The organism is Mycobacterium sp. NGS59, from assembly GCF_059812345.1.
In genome coordinates, this window is record NZ_JCALCN010000027.1 from 12,653 (window position 1) to 30,076 (window position 17,424).

At 66.2% G+C, this 17,424-nt stretch carries 22 protein-coding genes and 1 tRNA gene; 10 read left to right on the plus strand and 13 right to left on the minus strand.

The window, feature by feature from the left end; translation table 11 throughout:
* The first annotated feature begins 218 nt into the window (after positions 1-218).
* The 3 genes from AC5Y46_RS22260 to AC5Y46_RS22270 all read left to right on the plus strand — a co-directional run bounded on the left by AC5Y46_RS22260 (position 219) and on the right by AC5Y46_RS22270 (position 2,528).
* Positions 219-617, plus strand: a complete 399-nt coding sequence (locus AC5Y46_RS22260; RefSeq protein WP_499993082.1) for a heme-binding protein — start codon at positions 219-221, stop codon at positions 615-617.
* A 141-nt stretch (positions 618-758) separates the two neighbouring features.
* Entirely contained in the window at positions 759-1,814 is a 1,056-nt protein-coding gene (locus AC5Y46_RS22265) for a DNA topoisomerase IB (protein WP_499943340.1), read from the plus strand.
* A 117-nt stretch (positions 1,815-1,931) separates the two neighbouring features.
* The gene (locus AC5Y46_RS22270) at positions 1,932-2,528 is read left to right on the plus strand and encodes a PAS and ANTAR domain-containing protein (protein ID WP_499943341.1); all 597 of its coding nucleotides are present in this window, start codon (positions 1,932-1,934) and stop codon (positions 2,526-2,528) included.
* Between the two features lie 6 nt (positions 2,529-2,534).
* Here the strand turns inward: AC5Y46_RS22270 and AC5Y46_RS22275 are convergent, their stop codons facing one another.
* The 6 genes from AC5Y46_RS22275 to mbp1 form a co-directional block, all read right to left on the minus strand.
* On the minus strand, positions 2,535-3,509 hold the full coding sequence (locus AC5Y46_RS22275) for a helix-turn-helix transcriptional regulator (RefSeq protein WP_499993084.1): 975 nt from the start codon (positions 3,507-3,509) through the stop codon (positions 2,535-2,537).
* Between the two features lie 11 nt (positions 3,510-3,520).
* Positions 3,521-4,684, minus strand: a complete 1,164-nt coding sequence (locus AC5Y46_RS22280) for a glycosyltransferase (RefSeq protein WP_499943343.1) — start codon at positions 4,682-4,684, stop codon at positions 3,521-3,523.
* A 123-nt stretch (positions 4,685-4,807) separates the two neighbouring features.
* A complete protein-coding gene (locus AC5Y46_RS22285) occupies positions 4,808-6,649 on the minus strand; it encodes a CheR family methyltransferase (RefSeq protein WP_499993146.1) in 1,842 nt (613 codons plus the stop codon).
* A 51-nt stretch (positions 6,650-6,700) separates the two neighbouring features.
* Positions 6,701-7,459 (minus strand): STAS domain-containing protein, encoded by a 759-nt coding sequence (locus AC5Y46_RS22290; protein WP_499993085.1) that lies wholly within the window; start codon positions 7,457-7,459, stop codon positions 6,701-6,703.
* Entirely contained in the window at positions 7,452-8,471 is a 1,020-nt protein-coding gene (locus tag AC5Y46_RS22295; RefSeq protein ID WP_499993149.1) for a chemotaxis protein CheB, read from the minus strand. The genes AC5Y46_RS22290 and AC5Y46_RS22295 overlap by 8 nt, the downstream gene beginning before the upstream one ends.
* Positions 8,472-8,553: 82 nt before the next feature.
* Entirely contained in the window at positions 8,554-8,790 is a 237-nt protein-coding gene (gene mbp1 / locus AC5Y46_RS22300) for a microaggregate-binding protein 1 (protein WP_499943346.1), read from the minus strand.
* 170 nt (positions 8,791-8,960) lie between these two features.
* On the opposite strand from mbp1, the gene AC5Y46_RS22305 reads away from it, so the two are divergent.
* Entirely contained in the window at positions 8,961-9,218 is a 258-nt protein-coding gene (locus tag AC5Y46_RS22305; protein WP_499993086.1) for a DUF7218 family protein, read from the plus strand.
* 4 nt (positions 9,219-9,222) lie between these two features.
* Here AC5Y46_RS22305 and AC5Y46_RS22310 read toward each other — a convergent pair whose 3' ends face one another.
* Positions 9,223-9,363: a hypothetical protein gene (locus AC5Y46_RS22310; protein WP_499943347.1), complete on the minus strand. Its 141-nt coding sequence runs from the start codon at positions 9,361-9,363 to the stop codon at positions 9,223-9,225.
* A 44-nt stretch (positions 9,364-9,407) separates the two neighbouring features.
* Positions 9,408-9,947, minus strand: coding sequence for a nucleotidyltransferase family protein (locus AC5Y46_RS22315; protein WP_499993088.1), 540 nt, complete (start codon positions 9,945-9,947; stop codon positions 9,408-9,410).
* A 107-nt stretch (positions 9,948-10,054) separates the two neighbouring features.
* Between AC5Y46_RS22315 and AC5Y46_RS22320 the strand changes: the two genes are divergently transcribed.
* Complete coding sequence (locus tag AC5Y46_RS22320) at positions 10,055-11,002, plus strand: acyl-CoA dehydrogenase family protein (RefSeq protein ID WP_499943349.1); 948 nt, start codon at positions 10,055-10,057, stop codon at positions 11,000-11,002.
* A 31-nt stretch (positions 11,003-11,033) separates the two neighbouring features.
* Entirely contained in the window at positions 11,034-11,795 is a 762-nt protein-coding gene (locus AC5Y46_RS22325; protein WP_499943350.1) for an endonuclease/exonuclease/phosphatase family protein, read from the plus strand.
* A gap of 22 nt (positions 11,796-11,817) precedes the next feature.
* Here the strand turns inward: AC5Y46_RS22325 and AC5Y46_RS22330 are convergent, their stop codons facing one another.
* Positions 11,818-11,988: a hypothetical protein gene (locus AC5Y46_RS22330; RefSeq protein ID WP_499943351.1), complete on the minus strand. Its 171-nt coding sequence runs from the start codon at positions 11,986-11,988 to the stop codon at positions 11,818-11,820.
* A gap of 23 nt (positions 11,989-12,011) precedes the next feature.
* The gene (locus AC5Y46_RS22335) at positions 12,012-12,551 is read right to left on the minus strand and encodes a cysteine hydrolase family protein (protein WP_499993090.1); all 540 of its coding nucleotides are present in this window, start codon (positions 12,549-12,551) and stop codon (positions 12,012-12,014) included.
* 158 nt (positions 12,552-12,709) lie between these two features.
* On the opposite strand from AC5Y46_RS22335, the gene AC5Y46_RS22340 reads away from it, so the two are divergent.
* From AC5Y46_RS22340 to AC5Y46_RS22355, 4 genes are all read left to right on the plus strand, one after another.
* Positions 12,710-13,009 (plus strand): hypothetical protein, encoded by a 300-nt coding sequence (locus AC5Y46_RS22340; protein ID WP_499943353.1) that lies wholly within the window; start codon positions 12,710-12,712, stop codon positions 13,007-13,009.
* 140 nt (positions 13,010-13,149) lie between these two features.
* A complete protein-coding gene (locus AC5Y46_RS22345; RefSeq protein ID WP_499943354.1) occupies positions 13,150-13,446 on the plus strand; it encodes a DUF4193 domain-containing protein in 297 nt (98 codons plus the stop codon).
* Positions 13,447-13,506: 60 nt separating this feature from the next.
* The gene (locus tag AC5Y46_RS22350; RefSeq protein WP_499993093.1) at positions 13,507-14,835 is read left to right on the plus strand and encodes a cytochrome P450; all 1,329 of its coding nucleotides are present in this window, start codon (positions 13,507-13,509) and stop codon (positions 14,833-14,835) included.
* Between the two features lie 93 nt (positions 14,836-14,928).
* Positions 14,929-15,084, plus strand: coding sequence for a hypothetical protein (locus AC5Y46_RS22355; protein ID WP_499993095.1), 156 nt, complete (start codon positions 14,929-14,931; stop codon positions 15,082-15,084).
* Positions 15,085-15,188: 104 nt separating this feature from the next.
* Here the strand turns inward: AC5Y46_RS22355 and AC5Y46_RS22360 are convergent.
* From AC5Y46_RS22360 to AC5Y46_RS22370, 3 genes are all read right to left on the minus strand, one after another.
* A tRNA-Pro gene (locus AC5Y46_RS22360) sits at positions 15,189-15,262 on the minus strand.
* Between the two features lie 61 nt (positions 15,263-15,323).
* Positions 15,324-16,424 carry an L-cysteine desulfhydrase Cds1 gene (gene cds1, locus AC5Y46_RS22365; protein ID WP_499993098.1) on the minus strand — a complete coding sequence of 367 codons (1,101 nt, stop codon included), beginning with the start codon at positions 16,422-16,424 and terminating at the stop codon, positions 15,324-15,326.
* Positions 16,421-17,380 (minus strand): metallophosphoesterase, encoded by a 960-nt coding sequence (locus AC5Y46_RS22370; RefSeq protein WP_499993100.1) that lies wholly within the window; start codon positions 17,378-17,380, stop codon positions 16,421-16,423. Before AC5Y46_RS22370 ends, cds1 begins: the two co-directional genes overlap by 4 nt.
* Positions 17,381-17,424: the final 44 nt, after the last annotated feature.

A 17,424-nucleotide genomic window follows, 5' to 3' on the forward strand; every position in this document is an offset into this window, starting at 1 on the left:
TTCTGAGAGTTCTCATCGTTTCTCAGCCGAGTTGTATGTTTGCTTAGCTAAATAGTTGACTCGAGTTGCACTGATCACACCTTTACCGGCGCATCCCCCGATTGCCGCGTTCGTCGTCGGCGAACATGCCCGGGTCACCGATTTCGGTTTCGCTACTTTGGATTTCGGGGCCTCGGGCGCCCCAGCGAAGGTTCGCGAATTCGGAGGAACACAGCAACATGAAATTCAGCAGTATCGTCGCGCCTCGGCGGGTTGCCGGTATCAGCGCCGGTTGTCTGCTCGGGGGATTTGTCGTCGGCCTCGTCGGCGCGCCGTCGGCGGCGGCCGCACCTGACTGCAGTCCGGAAGGTGTCAATGCCACCGTCTCGTCGGTCACCGGCGCGGCGCAGCAGTACCTTTCCAGCCACCCGGGTGCCAATCAGGTGGTCATGGCCGCCTATGGCCAGGACCGTGGTGTCGCAGCGTCGAACATCCGGGGCTACTTCACCGCGCACCCCAACGAGTACTACGACCTGCGCGGGATCCTGGCGCCGATCGGCGAAACCGAGCGGCAGTGCAACGTGAGCGCATTGCCGGGGCATCTGGAGTCGGCCTACCACGAGTTCATGGCCGGCTGATCCCTGAGTCGATAAACGAACGACCCGCCACGGCGCCGTGGCGGGTCGTTCGGCATTGCACGCAGGTGTAAGGGCTGGCCGCACGGGCAATTCAGGCTGCAGCCGACCGGAGATCGAAGTCGGGGACAGCGGAGGACTGACATGCGGCTGCGCCGCAGTGTGCTGAGCAAGCCCGGTATCACGCGTAAGCGTCGCGGCAAGGGTTTCGCCTATTACGGCGCGGACGGCGACTTGCTCGCCGACGAGACCACGGTGCAGCGGATCAAGGACCTGGTGATCCCGCCGGCCTGGAAGAAGGTGTGGATCGCTCCGTATCCCAACGGGCACATCCAGGCGGTGGGCACCGACGCCGCCGGACGCCGTCAGTATCTCTACCACCAGAACTGGCAGCAGGAGCGCGCCGAAGAGAAGTTCGACCGGGTGCTGGAAATGTCGACGAAGTTGCCGGCCTGGCGCGAGCAGATCGCGCGCGACCTCGACACCCGCGGCCTGAACCGGGAGCGGGTACTCGCGCTGGGACTGCACCTGCTCGACCTGGGGTACTTCCGTGCCGGCGGCGAGCAATATGCCGAGGAAAACGAGTCCTACGGGCTGGCCACCCTGCTCTGTGAGCACGTGACCGTGCGCCGAGACGCGGTGGCGTTCGACTACCCCGCCAAGAGCGGGGTGCAACGCCAATACGAGATCGAGGACGCCGAAGTCGTCCGGGCGGTGCGCGCTATGCTGCGCAGAACCGACTGCTCGGGGCGATTCTTGATGTGCCGCAACGCTTCCGGCTGGACAGAGGTCAAGGCCGACGACCTCAACGCACGGTTCAAGGAACTGGTCGGAGCCGACTACTCGGTCAAGGACCTGCGGACCTGGCATGGCACGGTGCTGGCCGCGGCGGCGTTCGCCGGTGCCGACCCCGCCGTGTCGGAGCGGCAGGCCAAGAAGATCGAAGCAGCGGTCATGCGGGAGGTTTCCGAAGAGTTGGGCAACACACCGGCGGTGGCGCGGAGCTCCTATGTCGATCCGCGGGTGGTCAGCGGCTACCGCCAGGGTCTGACCATCGTCTCCGCGACGGAGCGCGCGGCCCGGACGCGGCGCCGAAGCGACGCACAACAGATGGTGGAGAAGGCCACCCGCTCACTGATCCGCAAAGTGAGCAGGAGCGAAAGCCGATCCCCGACGGCGGTGCTGGCCAAGACCGCCTGAGCTCCCAGCAAGATTGCGAAGTCATGATGCCGCTTTGGTACAGGCGGACGGGCCAGCCGAAATATAGTTGGGCTGGTGTGCGCAGATTCGCGGCGAAAGAAGGGCCGCAGGTGGCCCATGGTCGGGAGATTCCGTTACCTGACCCGTGAAGATCGCTGGGAATGGTCTGAAGAGGTCGCCCGAATGCACGGCTACGAACCGGGCACCGTCACTCCGACCAACCAATTGCTGCTCAAGCACAGGCATCCCGACGACAAACCCACCGTGCCCGAACTCATCGAGCAGGTGCGCAGGCACGGTGCCGCGTTCAGCAGCCGCCACCGCATCATCGACACCCGGGGTGAGACGCACGTCGTCGTGGTGGTCGGCGACCGGTTCTCCGGACCCGACGGCCGGCTGCTCGGCATCGGCGGCTTCTACATCGACATCACCGATCAGTTCGACGCTGACCTGCAGAAACATCTGAGCGAGGCGTTGCTGGCCGTGGATTCTCGACGCGCGGTGATCAATCAGGCGATGGGAATCCTGATGCTGCGGTACGGCGTCGACTCCGAGTCCGCATTCGATTTGCTGGTGAAGCTGTCGCAGGAATCCAATGTGAAGCTGCGCAACATCGCCGAGCGGGTGGTCTCCGAAATCACCGCCCAGGACGACGAAGACGACGCGGCCTACCGGGTCGATCAGGTGCTGCGAGCCCCGCGCACCATGCTCTGAGAGCGGTCACTGGTGCAGCGTGGTGTGCGGGCTCTGTCCGTAGGTGCCGCGGTAGAGCGCGGCGAACCGACCCGTGTGACAGAAACCCCAGCGTTGTGCGACCTCGGCGACGGTGGTGCTGGCCCGGTCGCTGCTGCTGAGATCCTGATGAGCGCGCTGCAACCGAACGCGGCGCAAATACTCGGTAGGCGTCGTATCCAGGTGGTGCCGGAACAGATATTGCACCGCGCGCGGTGTCATCCGAAGCGCGTCCGCGACGTCGTTGACGCCGATCCCGTCACCGCAGTGGCGGTGGATGAAGGAAACCGCGCCCTTCAGGCTGGGCGGCAGCGACGGGTTGCTCAGCAACTCACGGTCGGCGTGCAGGTTGGACGGAAAGCACTCGAGCAGCGCCGCTCCCAGCAGGCGGGCGGCCGCGGCGACGAGCAACGGCTGATGCGCCGTTTCCGCGCATCCGAAGCTGGCGATCACATAGTCCAGCGCCTGACTCCACGTCTGGGTGACCGCGTCGGTGTGCGGGCGGCAATCCAGGAACTGAAGCCGGTGCGGTAGCGGACCGCCTTTCTCGACGGCGACGTAACTCACCAACTGCAGATCCATGCTCACCACATGGAACCGCGCGGTGTTGGCCTGCAGCACGCATGGCAATCCGTCCGCGGCCAGCACCGCCGTCGCGATGTTCGTCCCAGGGTCGCCGGCGACGGTGAGAGAACCTGCCCGCGGCTGGATCACCACGACCGATTCGGCCGGATTGATCTCGCAGCCCACCCGCCCCTCGATCAGCAACTCGTCGACGGTGATCCAGTCTGTCTCGAAGCGCCGGTGGGTGACGACCGACTCCTTGCCCAGACTGCTGAGCTGCCAGCCCGGCTTGTAGGCGTTGGCAAAGAAGCGGTGCGCCGACCCGGAATCGCCAGTGCGGAACTGTCCGTATCGGATTGCGGCGGTGTCGCTGCCGTTCCCGGTCGCGGCGGGTAACACGCTGCTTTTACCTACGCCGTGGCGTTGACGTGACCGCGGCCGGCAGTAACCCGTTGCTGGGACAGGGTCTGGTGATAGATGCTCACTGCGTCCATCGCGATCCGGTCCCAGCTGAACCGCGACATCACTCGGGACCGGCCTGCCGAACCCATACTCACCCGCTGGAAAGTGTGATGCTGCAGCGTTTTCAGCGCCGAAGCCAACTCATGCGGACTGGTCGGCGACACCAACACCCCGGTGACGCCGTTGATCACGGTGTCGACCAGGGCGCCGACCGGTACGCCCACCACGACCACTCCGCTGGCCATCGCCTGCAACGCCGCCGTGGCCCGTGGTGCGTGCCACGGCGTGCAGGTGAGCACGTCAGCGGATTGCAGCAACGACGAAATCGCCTCTTGGTCGACGGCGTCGACGAAGCGGACCCGGTCGCTGACCCCGAGTTCGGCGGCGAGCTGCTGCAGTGCCGGTTTGCCGTCGTCCGAGGACGTCGTCTGGGCGATCACCAGTTCCGTGCCGGACAGCCTGGGCAGCGCCCGGATAGTCAGCTCGAAACCATTGTGCCGCAACAGATTCGGCGCCAATTGCAGGATACGGAACGAGCCGGAGTTGGTGTCCGGGGGACCGGTGGGCACGTAGCGCGTGACGTCGATTCCGGTCGACAGGACCGACACTTGCGCGCGACGGCGGCGCAACCGGGCCAGCGCGGCGATCTCGTCGGTGCTGCCCCCGGTCACCCAGGTCGCGCCACGGACCAGCAGCGGTAGCAGCCGAGACTTCTCGACGTCGGCGGTCCCGGCTGCTATGCCGTGGAAACTCTGCACGACGGGCAGTCCACCCCGGCGCGCGGCCAATTGGGCCGCCAAGCCGCCCAGCCAGCCGTACGCGTGCACCATGTCGGGCGGGTCCGCCGCCCACTGCCGGCCCAGTTCGGCGGCCCATTCACCCACGAACGGCAATACCTCGGCCGGTGACACCGTAGTGGCAGGGCCGATGCCGGCGGACTCCTGCCGATAACCCGGCTCGACCGGCGAGTCTTCGTCGCGTCGGCGCCGGCAGGCCGTCACGGTCAATCCCTGGCGCGCCAGTGCAGCGCAGAGTTGACCGTCGTCGTCGGCGATCCCGTACCCGCCATGCTCGGAGTACGCGTCGTCGCCGCGGACGATCGCTACTTTCACAATGACTTCATTTCGGTGCTCCTTTTGACCCCCATGCGAAGTTGGGCTACCCGGGCTTCTACATGGGTCAAACGGCACTGGCCGAGCAGTTCGCTTTTCGGACAGCGGTTCGCCGGCCTCGAGCTAGCCGACCACCTCCATCAGCAGCAGCGCGCCGCCGACGGTTCCTTCACGGGTGCGGAACGAGGTGCAGGTCAGGCGCACCTGGGCCGGCCGTCCGCGCCGATTGACCGCATCCACCACGGCCTCACCGGCAGTCTCCGTGTCCGCGAAAGCGTTGCCGATCAGAGGCCGCACGCTGTCCATCGGCAGACCGATGTCCAGCGAAATCAGTTGCGCGCCGGTGGTCTCGTCGGCGCGCAACCCCCACAGTTCCTCGCAACCGTGGTTCCACACCACCACCCGCATCTCACGGTCCACCACGACCAAGCCCAGCTGGACGGAGTTGATCAGTGAATCGAGGAAGTTCTTCGCGTCGTCCAGTTCGACGCCGCGTTCTCGCAGCGTGTCGTTGATGGTGTGCAGTTCGTCGTTGGTCGACTGCAGTTCCTCGTTCATCGTCTCGAGTTCTTCGTTGGTGGACTGCAGTTCTTCGTTGGTGGTTTCCAGTTCCTCGACGGTGGACTGCAGTTCCTCGTTGGTGGTCTCGAGTTCTTCGTTGGTCGACTGCAACTCCTCGTAGGCCGCCTCGAGTTGCCGGTTCGTCTGTACCACCTTGTCGAGCAGCGCCCGCGTGGCAGTGACGTCGAAGAACACGATCGACACGCCCAACAGGCCGTTCTCGGCGTCGATCAACGGATTGACGTGGATCTCGAACCACACCGTGTCCGCGCCCGGCCGTTGCCATTTGACGTCCTGGATGCGCGCCGAGCGCCGCTCCACCTTGGCCTGCTCGAGGTACGCCCGCAACTCGACCGGTCGGTAGGACACTTCGAGGTCACGCAACAACCGGCCGATGTCGCGGGCGGAGAGTCCGAAGATGGTCTCCGCCTGCTGGTTGATCATCGCGACGGTGTCTTCGCCGGTGACGACGATCTGCGCCACCGGACTGACACGAAATGCCAAGTCGCGCACCGTCATCAGGCCCACCGATTCGCCGTGCCGATCGTAGAAGGCTGTCGCCGGGTCGTAACGCTCGACACCGTCGCGGGACCCGCGCAACTTTCGGAAGATCCGGTTCTTCAAGTTCAGCGGGACGAACCTGTCACCGTGGCTCAACAACATCTCGGCATGCCCGAGGAACAGTGTCCCCTGCGGGGCCAACGCGAAGTTCAAGCGGCCTAACACGTTTCGCTGGGTTTCGGCGTTCAGATACATCAGGGTGTTACGGCACACCAGCAGGTCCACCCGGGAGATCGGCGCATCCTTGACCAGGTCGTTGCGACCGAAGATGACCGCGCGGCGCAGGTCCTTGTGAAACAGGTAGCGCCCGTTGACTTGTTCGAAGTAGCGCCCCAGCAGCTCCGGCGGCACCGACTCGACCGCCCGGGCGTCGTAGGACGCGGCACGCGCTTCGGCGAGTGCCTCCTCGTCGATGTCGGTGGCGTAGATCTTCACACGCTGCCGGAAGGCGTCTGCTCCCATCGCCTCCGACAACAGCATTGCCAGCGTGTAGGCCTCCTGCCCGGACGCGCTTCCCGCGCTCCACACCCGGATGGGATCGTCGGGACCGCGCTCGGCCAGCAGCCGGGGAATGACGTCGCTGCTGACGAACTCCCATGCTTCGGGGTCACGGAAGAAGGCGGTGACGTTGATCAGGATAGTGTTGAACAACGCCGCGAATTCGTCCGAGCTGGCCTGCAGGACGTCGAGGTATTCCTCATAGGTGGTGTATCCGGCGTGATCCATCCTGTGACGGACCCTGCGCATCAGCGACGTGCGTTTGTAACCGGTGAAGTCGAACCCGCGGGAATCCCGCATGTAACGCAACAAGGCTTCGAAAGCCTCGTCGGAGGTGCCGTTCATCGAGTTGCCGTTCGCCGAGATTGCCGGAGTACCTGACATTACTCGCGAACGTCAGAGCTGATTTTCGGAGCCGATCACGGCCCATACCGTCTTGCCCGAGGACGTCGGGGTGCTGCCCCATACCCGCGACAGAGCGGAGACGATCGCCAGCCCGGAAACGATCTCGGGACCGCAGCGACCGCGTTCGTGTCGGACCGCGGGCTGGTCGCTGCAATCCTGCACGGCGACGGTGACGATGTCCTTGAGTTTCTCCACGATCAACACGGGAGCCGATTCGGTATGCCGGAGGACGTTGTCGACGAACACCGTGGCGACCGTGCTGGCGACGGGAATGAGGGGGCTCTCTGACCAGGTGGTCAACCATTCGTGGACCCTGACCCGGCACAGTCGCAGACTGACCAGGTCAGCGGGAAGTTGCGTGCGCGCACGACGGCGGCCGGTGACGGCCGATTCGTCGGCTGCTGCCAGGGCCGTCTTACGGGTACGGAACAGCGGAACGTACCGCGTTACACCACTGGCCATTATCTCTCGCCTGTTGTGTATATCGCTGCACACCAGAAGAACTGGGACATCCGGCCAGACACTCACGTGCCAACGGGCGCTGGTGAACACCGACCAGGCCGACGGCGACGGGACACTCAGCCGGTTCACGTCCACGATCACCGCGCGAGGCTCCTCGAGCGCGGTCTTGATCACGGCGTCGCGGAGGTTGCGATAAGTGGAACTGTCCAGTACCCCCGCGGCGCTCAATATCGACGCGTCGTGATGGCCTGCGACATCAACGCGGATCGCTGTGCTCGAGTCAGGCACCTTGTTCTCCGGGACGGGGAACCCCTTCGGCCAGTCGCTCGCTGAGTACCGCGAGGGCCCGCTCGGCTTCCTGGGCGACGGCGCTGTACCGACCGAATAGCGGACCCTGCCCGGCCCTGCTGGCCAATTGCCTGGACAGCTTCGCCTTCTCCTGCAGGCTGCGCAACGCGATCCAAAGCGCATTTTCCACTTCGTCGTCGTGGGAGGCGAGCAGCGAGTCGGGCGTCCACGCATGACCGACGTGGCAGCGAAAGTTGCCTTCGCCCACCGCTATCAGCGATCCGTTACAGTCCGGGCAGGTGAATCCCGAGGGCGGGCCGAGCTCCTGGGTGTCGAAGTCGGTGGCGAAACGGGATGCCATGGCTATGCGGTTTTTCATCTCCATCGCGACGTCGCGCTCCATGTCGCACTCCTCGATCTCGCGCTGAGCCAATTCTTTCAACACGGCTCCGATATTCCCGGCAGCCGCTTGGCGGTCCAGAACGCCGGCGTTGTAAGCATTGAGCGGCATTGCGGGAAACAACGCGTCCTCGGGGTCCTGACCGATCGCGTAGCCGCCCCGGGATCGGATCGCTCCCAGCCCGAGCACGCCGTCCTCCAACACGCCCGAGAGTAGGATCCCGATGGCGCGCGGCCCGAAATCCAGTGCGACGGAACGGAACAGCGCGTTGATAGCCGGCCGGTGCCCGTTTTCGGTCGGCCCCTGCGAAAGCACCACGCGATGGTCTGCGACCAACAGATGGTGATCCGGGACGGCGACGTAGATGAGTCCCGGTTGCAACTCTGCGCCGTGCTGAGCGTTGACGGCGCGCACCGGACCGTGCCGGTCGACGATGCGCGCCAACATGCTGGGTGCGAATGCGGGTAGGTGCAAGGTGACCAGGTAGGCGTAGGGGAGGTCGGCTGAGAGTCCCGCGGCCAACTGCGAGAGCGCCTCAACACCCCCCGCGGACGCGCCGATCGCCACCACGCCGCGGAGGTCGCCTCGCCCCTTGCCTGCCTGCATCACCACTTCCAATGTTGGGTGACCGTATCGCCGGCGGAAAGCTCAGCAAGTGGCGAGCACACCGGAATTCGGGTCGACTGCTGGTCGACTACTGGTTGGACTTCTGCCGTTCCTCGGCTGCCTCCGCGCCGCCCCGGGCGGATTCGGCTTCGGCCTCTTTCTTGGCGGCATCGCGTTGCGCGTCGGCCTTGTCCTGTTGGGCTTCGCCCTCGTTCTTCAGATCGTCGCTGCCGGTCACCGCACCGACGGCCTCCTTGGCCTTGCCCTTGGCGCCTTCAACGACACCCTTGATGCCTTCTTGGGGACCGCTGTTCTCGTCACTCATCTTTAGTCCTTCGGGTAATGTGCCGAACCCTTGTTGGTCCGTCGCGCCCTGTGTTCCCGGTCAGCACTGCCCCAAACAAGTCGGGGCAGTCTTCGGGCAGGCCGTTTTGAGGTTGCCCAACGCGGGCACTCTGCCAGCGGTTTCGCAGCAACGCACAGGAGGTGGCGACGGTGCCGAACTCGTCGATCAAAAACGAGAAGCTGTACAAGGACCTACGCAAGAAGGGCGATTCCAAGGAGAAGGCGGCCCGGATCTCCAATGCGGCTGCCGGCCAGGGCAAATCCAAGGTCGGCCGCAAGGGCGGCAAGTCCGGGTCCTACGACGACTGGACCGTCACGGACCTGAAGAAGCGCGCCAAAGAGCTTGGCCTGTCAGGGTATTCGAGCATGACCAAAGACAAACTGATCGCCAAGCTGCGTAACCACTGACCTCTCAATCGGGCGGCTCCTGTTCGGTGCCCGCACTGGGAGTCTGTTCCTCCTCGGGTACACCGTCGGCTTCGTCGGTGACATTCTCCTCGAGGTCGTCGACCACCTTCGCCAGGTCTTCGTCCCGGTCAGGATGAGATTCCATAGTTCGAGAAGATACCCAGCGCGACGAGTTTTACGCGCTCCGCCTCAGTTTCGGAGGCCGAGTCGATCGGCCAGCACCAGGAACGCGACCGCGAAATCGTTGTCGGAAGTCTCGGATTCGATGCGGTCCCAGTCCAGCTTTTCCCGGATCGCTCGCGCGGCCGGGATCAGCCTGGCGAAATCGCAGTAGTGCTCGGTCAGGGCGCGTAAGCGCTGGATGAACACCACGGTCGGAGGCAGAACCGGCATCGAAACCGCCAACACCACGCGGTCTTCCGCAAGCTCCATGTCCTCGGGCTCCACCCGGACACCGTTGACGCGGTGCAGCACGTCGACCAGCGCGTCGCCCAGGCGCACCTTGAACAACCAGTCCTCGGGCGGACGTTCGATGACGAAGCCGGCCTTTTCGAGCGTGGCGACCGCCCCAGGCACATCGCACTCGGCGACCACGAAATCGACGTCGTGGACGGGTTCGGGTGCACCGTAAGCCCACAACGCGTAGCCGCCCGCCAAGGCAAACGGCGGGCCGTATTCCTTCAGCGCCGAAGCGGCGGCGCGCAGAGCTTCACGCAACTGGTTGGTCATAGCGCGAAAAGACATACCCGATGTGCGCGGTTAACAACCTGACCAGGGTCGTTTAAGGGAAATCCAAACGGGAACTAGCAACCCATGTCAGTCGCCGGAGACCGCTCATGACGGCGGGTCTGGTTGCGCACTGGTTGGAATCGGGGCGACTCGAATTGCCGTTGCCCGCTTCGGGATACACCAGCGAGCGCTGGCAGCGGCTGGCGCAACTGGCCGAGGACGACATCGCCGCGGCACGCATCGCCGAAGCGCACGTCGACGCCGTCGCGATCCTGCACGAATTGGGCGGCAAACCGCCGGAACCGCGCCAGTTGTGGGGGGTTTGGGCCTCCGAATCCGCCGACGCCGTCCTGACCGCGACCAACATCGCCGGGGACGAGTACGTGCTCAACGGCATCAAGGTGTGGTGCTCGGGCGCGGGCTTCTGCACGAAAGCACTCGTGACCGCGGTGCTGGAAGAGGGCGGACGGGGTCTGTTCGCGGTGACCCTCACCGATGCCGGCGTGAAACCGCTGCCCAGCACCTGGTGGAATCCCGGCATGGCCGGCAGCGACACGCGCTCCGTGCAGTTCAGCAATGTGCACGCGATCCTGGTGGGCGGGCCGGACGAGTACTCGACGCGCCCGGGCTTCTGGCACGGCGCAATCGGGGTCGCCGCCTGTTGGCTCGGCGGCGCCCGCCGGGTCGCCGAGCCGCTGTACCGGTGCGCCCGCAGCGGGTCGGCCGACGCCTACGCGCTGGCGCATCTGGGTGCCGTCGACGCCGCGCTCGCCGCGGGGGATGCGATGCTGGCGACGGCGGCCGCTCAGATCGATGCCGACCCGTTCGACCGGGATGGTGCGGCGCAGCTGCTGGCCCGCCGCGTCCGCGCGGTCGCCGAACACGCGGTGGACGAGGCGATCACCCGCACCGGGCGTGCCCTGGGGCCGGGTCCGCTGTGTGAGGACGGACGGCACGCCCAGCGGGTCGCGGACCTGAGCATCTACATCCGGCAGAGCCACGCCGAGCGCGATCTCGCCGAGTTGGGCCGGGTGGCCGGGCGGCCCGCCCGTTGATCGCAGACGTGCCCGGAACGCAGGCTTAGCCATGCGGGTGGCGACCTTCAACATCCTGCACGGCCGCACTGTGGGCGACGGTGTCGACCCGCAGCGGTTGCGCGACTGCGTGCGGCGGCTGAATCCCGACGTGCTCGCACTGCAGGAAGTCGACGTCGACCAGCCCCGGTCCGGACGAGCCGACCTGACCGCCGCCGCGGCCGAAGCGATGGGCGCCGTGGAGCAGCGGTTCGTCGCGGCCATCTCCGGCACCCCCGGCGCGACCTGGATCGCCGCCACCGGTCAGGAACAACCCGGGACCGCCGCCTACGGCATCGCGCTGCTGTCCCGGTTTCCGGCGTCGAGTTGGCAGGTGGTGCGAATGTCGCGGATCCCGATGCGCTTCCCGATGTATCTGCCAGGCCCCAACCAGGTGGTGGTGGTCGACGAGGAGCCGCGGGCGGCGGTGATCGCACGACTGGAGACTCCGCTGGGACCGCTGACCGTGGCCAATACCCATCTGTCCTTCGTGCCGGGCTGGAACCGGCGGCAGTTGCGCCGGCTGGTTCGTGACCTGCGCGGCCTACCCGGTCCCCGGCTGCTGCTCGGCGATCTCAACCTCGCGCCCGCCGCGGCGCAGCGCTGGACGGGCATGCGGCCACTGGCGGCGGCGGCGACGTTTCCCGCGCCCGAACCCACCCGCCAGATCGATCACATCCTGACCGACGACCCCAGTCTGCGGGGGCGTGCCGCGGCCGCGGAGCAAATGCCCATCTCCGACCACCGGCCGCTGGTCGTCGAGTTGTACCGCTAAGTCATCGAGTTGTACCGCTAAGTCACCCGTCGTTGCTGCGGGCTTCCGCGCCCGTTTCGCCGGCGTCGAAGTCGTCGTCGGTGCCGGTACGTCCCACGTAGTCGCCGTCGTCGTCGCGACCGGCGCGTGATTCGGCGACGTGGTCGTCGGGTTCGGCCTCAGAGTCGGAGTTCTGCGGCTTGTGTTCGGTCACGGAAGAGCCTTCCCTCAAAGGTGTTACGGCAGGCAGCGGGCGGCGGGCAGCAGTTCGGCACTGATGTTGCGTTCCATCATCTTCAGCGCCGCGGAGCCGAGTTCGGAGTCTATGTGGGCGACCGCATCGGAGGGCACCACCACGTCGTAGTGGCGCAAATAACCGTCCAGCGCGCTGTACAGGATGCACTGCTCGGTCACTTGGCCGGTCAGCACGATGCGTTTGACTTCGAGGCGGTGCAGCAGATAGTCGAGCGCGGTGGAGTAGAAGACGCTGTGGCGGACCTTCGTCACGACCGGCGTCTCGCGGGCCGGAATCAGCGGCTTGACCAGGTCGGGCCGCTTGCCGTCGAGTGCGCTGGCGACGATCGAGCGGCGGTCGGCGGTGAAGTCGCCGTGATTGTCGTTCACATAGATCAGGTCGACGTCGTCGCGCCCGTCGGCGACCGAGATCAGGCCCACCAACGGATCGATGATGTCGGAGACATTGTCGGCCAGTTGCTCGGCGTCGGGATGGCTGTAGTCGTTGAACATGTCGATGACCAGGACGGCGGTATTACTCACGCCCCCTTAGTACCCGCGGATCAGGCGCCGTACCAGGTTTAGCTGCGCCGTTTCGCGGGGTAGCCCTGACCCAACCGCGCAGCAAATTTAAGTAATTCGGAAACAGTATCCGTGGGTTATAGTAGCCAAGATATTGTTTCGCGTTCTTGGGAGTACGGATGGTCTACATCGGCACCGACACATACGGGCCTGGCTCCGCCACGTCCGGCACCGCCGAGCAGACCGTCAGCGTGCCCGGCTTGGTGGCGGCAGGCAGTTGGGCGCTCGGCCTGGTGGTCGGGTTGGTGGCGCTCGCGACCGGGCACCAACTGCTGGCCGTCGTGGTGCTGGCGCTCGCCGTCGCGTCGCCGTGGGTCGGACTGGCCTGGGTATCCCACAGTCAGCGTCGAGAAGCCCACGCGCGCCTGATGAATCGGCACGAGATCGCGCCGTGCGCCGGCGGCTGGCCCGCGCTCTGAGACCGGATCCGAACGGTTATTAGCACACGCGCAATTTGTTGGTCACCTTGGGTGTGAGCCGTATCTGAACGGGGTACTGCCTGAGCCAACGGGCGACCACGTAAGGTGCCGAGCCCGGTCACTCAGCAGGAAGGACCGCCATGCCTACCGTCAGCGATTACGACGCACGCCGCGTGACTGATGCCGACACCGCCGACAAAAATGCGTTGCGCGAACTCGGAACCATGCCCAAGCTCGCCACGGCAGTCGTCGACGACGACCCCAACGACTCCTTCTTCGAACTACCGGGCGCGGATCTGTCCGGCGAGGAATTGTCGGTGGTGGTGATTCCGCAGCAATCCGACGAATTCACTTGCTCCTGCTGCTTTTTGGTGCAGCACCGCAACCGCCTCCGGGTCTCCGGCGGTGGGCGCCAGATCTGCGCCGACTGCGCTTGATCTGCTCGCCGGTGCGTTGCGTGCGGTCCGCTAGACGGTAACTGCAGTAGCGTCATCGACGTGGGGCCTCCTCCGCCCGGCCTGCCCGCTCCGCGCCGATTCCGCAGTGCGTTCGCGGCCGCGTATGCAGTGGCTTACCTGGTGGGTGGCGAGCGGCGGATGCTGCGGCTGATCCGCCGGTACGGACCGATCATGACCATGCCCATTCTCAGCTTGGGCGACGTCGCCATCGTGTCCGATCCCGCGCTGGTCAAGGAGGTTTTCACGGCACCCACCGACGAACTGCTCGGAGGTGAGGGGGTTGGGCCCGCGGCCGCCATCTACGGGTCCGGGTCGATGTTCGTGCAGGAGGAACCCGAGCACCTGCGACGACGCAAGCTGCTGACGCCGCCCCTGCACGGTGCCGTGCTCGCCGGTTACGTGCCGGTCATCGAAGCATCCACGCGCGCGGCGATGCGGGACTGGCCGGTCGACCGGCCCTTCGAGATGCTGCACGCCGCGCGGGCGCTGATGCTGGACGTGATCGTCCGGGTGATCTTCGGGGTCGACGACCCCGATGAAGTGCGCCGGCTGGGTCGGCCCTTCGAACGGTTGCTGAACCTCGGTGTCTCAGAACAATTGACGGTCCGCTACGCGCTGCGCCGGCTCGGGACGTTGCGGGTGTGGCCGTCGCGTGCCCGGGCCAACCGCGAGATCGACGACGTCGTCATGCCGCTGATCGCCGCCCGCCGCGCCGACCCGGGACTGGCGCAGCAGCACGACATCCTGGCCTTGCTGATCCGGGCGCGCGGAGACGACGGGGAAGCGCTGTCGGACAGCGAGATTCGCGACGACCTGATCACGCTGATGTTGGCTGGTCACGAGACGACCGCGACCACCCTGGCATGGGTTTTCGATCTGCTGCTGCATCATCCCGAGGCGCTGCGGCGGGTGCGCAAGGAGGCGGTCAACGGCGGCGAAGCCTTCACGACGGCGGTGATCGACGAAACACTGCGGGTACGTCCGCCCGCCCCGCTGACCGCGCGGGTGGCCGCCAAACCCGTTGTCATCGGCGGCTATACGGTTCCGGCGGGGACCCGGATCGTGGTGCACATCATCGCGATCAACCGGAACCCGGCCGTCTACGACCAGCCGCACGAGTTCCGGCCCGAGCGCTTCCTCGGAACCCGGCCGCAGACGTATGCCTGGGTCCCGTTCGGCGGCGGCGTCAAACGGTGTCTGGGCGCGGCGTTCTCGATGCGAGAGCTGATCACCGTGCTGCAGCTGCTGCTGCGCGAAGGCGAATTCACCGCGGTGGACAGCCGTCCCGAACGGATTGTGCGGCGCTCCATCATGCTGGCGCCGCGCTACGGCACCAGGGTGCGGTTCCGTCCCCGGGATTCAGGCTAAAACTCTTGCCCGGCATCGCGATTGAACTTCGTCCAGAAGGGTATTCCACAACTTGTCAGTTAATTAGACAGCGTTCAACAGAAGGGGCGCGACGTGATTATTCTGGGGATCGTTCTACTGGTGGTCGGGTACTTCACCGGCCTCAGCATTCTGTACACGATCGGCGGGATCTTGCTGCTCGTCGGCGTGGTCTTGTGGATTCTAGGCGCGGTCGGTCGCCCGGTGGGTGGCCGCAGGGTCTGGTACTAGCGCTCATCGGTGCTTGACCCGATGCGGCCGTGGGCAATAGCCGTCGAAGCCTGCGGTCGCATCGGGTTTCCGCATTTCCGCTGGTCACAGACATGTGACATGGGTCGGGGTGGCGGGATTCGAACCCACGGCCTCTTCGTCCCGAACGAAGCGCGCTACCAAGCTGCGCCACACCCCGCTTCAAGCTTCGACAGCCTATCGCACCCAACCAGCCACTTCCCAAACGGCAGGTAGGTGCCTCAGTTCCACGTGCACGACCGTTCGAACTCGCCCAGCGCCCGACCGGCGGTGGCGAGATCCAGCCCTTGGGCGACCACCCATCCGTCGTCGAAGTAGGTGTCCGCGTACCGGTCACCGCTGTCGGCGAGCAGGGTGACCACCGAACCGGCACGGCCGGCGGCGACCATCTCGGCGAGCAGCCCGAACGCCCCCCACACATTGGTGCCCGTCGAGGGCCCCACCCGGCGTCCCAGGACCGCGCTGACGTGACGGGAGGCCGCGATCGAGGCGGCGTCGGGCACCGAGACCATCCGGTCGACCACCGACGGCAGAAACGACGGCTCGACCCGCGGTCGGCCGATCCCCTCGATGCGCGACGAGGCGCCCGTCGTGATGTCGTAGCGCTGCTCGGCGAAGGCCGGAAAGAACGCGGAGTTCTCCGGATCGACGACGCACAACCGCGTCGCGTGCCGTCGGTACCGGATGTAGCGCCCAATCGTCGCGCTGGTGCCGCCGGTGCCGGCTCCGACCACGATCCACGCCGGAATGGGATGGGTTTCCTCGCGCATCTGCAGGTAGATCGACTCGGCGATGTTGTTGTTGCCCCGCCAGTCGGTGGCCCGCTCGGCGTTGGTGAACTGGTCGAGGTAGTGGCCGCCGGTCTCTGCGGCGACGCGCGCCGCCTCGGCGTAGACCTCGCTCGATTTCTGCACGAAATGGCAACGGCCGCCTTGGGATTCGATCAGAGCGATCTTGGCCGCACTGGTGGCCGCGGGCATCACCGCGACGAAGGGCAGACCCAGCAGGGCGGCGAAGTAGGCCTCGGAGACCGCCGTGGAACCCGAGGAGGCCTCGACCACGGTGGTGCCCTCGTCGATCCAGCCGTTGCACAACGCGTAGAGGAACAACGACCGGGCGAGCCGGTGCTTGAGGCTGCCGGTGATGTGGGTCGTCTCGTCTTTGAGGTACAGGGCCACCCCGGTGTCGGCACCCCACGCCGACGGCAGTGGATAACGCAGTAGGTGGGTGTCGGCGCTGCGCCGGGCGTCGGCTTCGATCAACCGGATCGCGTTGTCGGTCCAGGCGCGGGAGTGGTCGCGGAGCGCGACGCGATCCGTCAACGCACGGACGACACAGTTGGCTGTCGGCCCAGATTGCTGGTCGTGTCGCGGCCACCCATCGGGGTGGCGATCAACGTGAGCAGCGTCGCCTCGGGCCGGCAGCAGAACCGCACCGGCGCGAACGGTGAGGTGCCGATGCCCGCCGAGACGTGCAGGCGCATGTTCGCGCCCCACTGCGACGGTCCCTTGGCCCGGGACCGATCCAACCCGCAGTTGGTCACGATGGCCCCGTAGAACGGCAGGCAGAGCTGTCCGCCGTGGGTGTGGCCGGCCATCACGAGTTGGTAGCCGTCGGCGGCGAAGCGGTCCAGCACCCGCGGTTCGGGCGAGTGCACCAGCCCGAGCTTGAGGTTGGCGGCCGGGCTGGCGGGTCCGGCGATGGTGTCGTAGCGATCGCGGTCGATGTGCGGGTCGTCGACGCCCGCGGCCGCGACGTGCAGGCCGGTCACCTCGAACTCGCGCCGGGTGTGGGTGAGGTCGAGCCAGCCGCGCTCGGTGAACGCCGCCCGCAGATCCTGCCAGGGCAGCGGCTCGCCTTTGACGCGGTGGTCGGGGTTGGTCAGGTAGTTCGCCGGGTTCTTCGGCCGAGGCCCGAAGTAGTCGTTGCTGCCGAAGACGAACACGCCCGGCCGCGACAGCAGGTCACCCAGCGCCTGCACGACCGCCGGCACCGCCTTGGGGTGCGCGAGGTTGTCGCCGGTGTTGACCACCAGGTCGGGTTCCCAGCTGGCCAGCTCGCGCAGCCAGGCCTGCTTACGGCGCTGGTTGGGCGTCATGTGCAGATCGCTGATGTGCAGCACCCGCAGCGGTGTCGAGCCCGGGCTCAGCACCGGGATCGTCACCTCACGCAGCACGAACGCGTTGCGCTCGACGAGCGAGGCGTAACCGACTCCGGCGATCGCCGACGCGAGCGCCGCAGCTCCGGTCCGTAACACGACGGGGAGTACGTCAGCCATGCCAGGCAGTTTACTGCCGGCCGACCGGCGCACGGGTGTCTCTT